The sequence below is a fragment of the Streptomyces sp. NPDC001027 genome, assembly GCF_040299045.1.
Taxonomy (GTDB): domain Bacteria; phylum Actinomycetota; class Actinomycetes; order Streptomycetales; family Streptomycetaceae; genus Streptomyces.
Genome location: NZ_JBEPBI010000537.1, coordinates 1 through 1860, shown reverse-complemented (window position 1 = coordinate 1860; position 1860 = coordinate 1). Strand labels below are relative to the sequence as shown.

General features: G+C 71.5%; 1 protein-coding gene. It reads right to left on the bottom strand.

Annotation, left to right across the window (positions count from 1 at the left end; genetic code table 11):
* A partial coding sequence (locus ABT300_RS43670; protein ID WP_351688637.1) for a condensation domain-containing protein occupies positions 1–1860 on the bottom strand: 1860 nt, incomplete at both ends.

The following is a 1860-nucleotide window of genomic DNA, read 5'->3' as shown; positions in this document are numbered from 1 at the left end:
CCGCATCCGGCGTACGCCCCACCTGCGCGGCGAACAGCTCCGGCACCAACGCCGAACCCAGCTCCGCCGCCGAGTCGTTCCACTCCACCAACACCTGACGACGCCCGGCCTCGCCCAGCACATCCACGGTATCCACCGCCATGCCCGGGTCGCGGGTCACCGCGTCCAGCACCTTGCGCAGAGCGGATCCGATCCGTTCGACCGACTCCACGTCGAACAGGTCGGCCGCCGCCACCACCAAGCCACGCAGCCCACCGGGCGCGCCCTCGGCATCGAACGCCTCGACGAGCCGCACCTCCAGGTCGAACTTCGCCGCCGCGGTGCCGGCCGACACGCCGCCGGTCGATTCGCCGACCGTGTCGGTACCCGCCGTCAGGCGGTCGGCGGTGTTGTTCTGGAGGTCCAGCTGAACCTGGAACAGCGGGTGCCGTGCACGGGAGCGGGCAGGAGAGAGTTCCTCGACCAGCTTCTCGAAGGGCACGTCCTGGTGCGCCAGCGCGGACAGCGTCCGCTCCCGCACCCGGCCCAGCACCTCACGGAAGGTCGGCCGCCCGGACAGGTCCGTCCGCACCACCAGTGTGTTGATGAAGAAGCCGACCAGATCGTCCAGAGCCTCGTCGGTACGGCCCGCGTTCGCCGAGCCGATCGGAATGTCCGTTCCCGCACCGAGCTTGGAGAGCAGCACGGCGAGGGAGGCCTGGAGCACCATGAACGGCGTCACGCCCTCCGCCCGGGCCACCTGCACCAGCCGCTCGTGCACGGCCGCCGGAACCTCCAACGGCAGGCGGTGACCCTGGTGGGAGGCGATCGCCGGACGCGGCCGGTCCACCGGGAGCACCAGCTCCTCCGGCGCCCCGGCCAGCGCCTCACGCCAGTAGGCGATCTGCTGCGCGATCAGGCTCTGCGGGTCCCGCTCATCGCCGAGCAGGTCGCGCTGCCAGAGCGTGTAGTCGGCGTACTGCACGGGCAGCGGCGCCCACTGCGGGGCCCGGCCCACGGCCCGCGCCTCGTACGCGGTCACGATGTCCCGACTGAGCGGGGCCTGCGACCAGCCGTCTCCGGCGATGTGGTGGAGCAGGATCAGCAGGACCCTCTCCTGCGGCCCGGCCTCGAACAGCGTGGCGCGGATCGGCACGTCCGCCGACAGGTCGAAGGCATGGTCCGAGGCCTCGGCGAGCGCCTCCTCCAGCTTGTCCTGCGAGACCTCGACGATCTGCAGCTCCCAGGCCAGGTCGTCGATCTCGGTGATCCGCTGGAACGGTTCGCTGTCACCCGCCGCGTACACAGTCCGCAGGACCTCGTGCCGCCCGATGACGTCACGCAGGGCCGCGCCCAGCGCTCCGGTGTCGATGTCGGCCGGAAGTGAGATCCGGAACGGGATGTTGTACGTCGAGCTGGGGCCTTCCAACTGGTCGATGAACCAAAGCCGTTGCTGCGCGAAGGAGAGCGGGAGGCGCTCCGGTCGCTCGCCGGCCTGGAGGGCTGGACGAGCCCCGGCCGAGCCGGCGAGACGGGCCGCGAGCCCGGCGACCGTCGGCGCCTCGAACAGGGTGCGCAGCGGCACTTCGACGCCCAGAACCACACGCACCCGGCTGATCAGCCGGACGGCGAGCAGCGAGTGGCCGCCGAGCGCGAAGAAGTCGTCATCCACACCGACCCGCTCCAGGCCGAGCACCTGCGCGAACGCGGCGCAGAGCAGCTCCTCCTGCAGCGTTGCCGGACCTCGGCTCTCGCCCGCGGTGTACGTGGGGGCGGGCAGGCGTCCGGTGTCGACCTTGCCGTTCGCCGTCAGTGGCAGTTCGTCGAGCAGCATCACGGCGGCCGGCACCATCGACTCCGGCAGCTGCTCCCGCACGAACG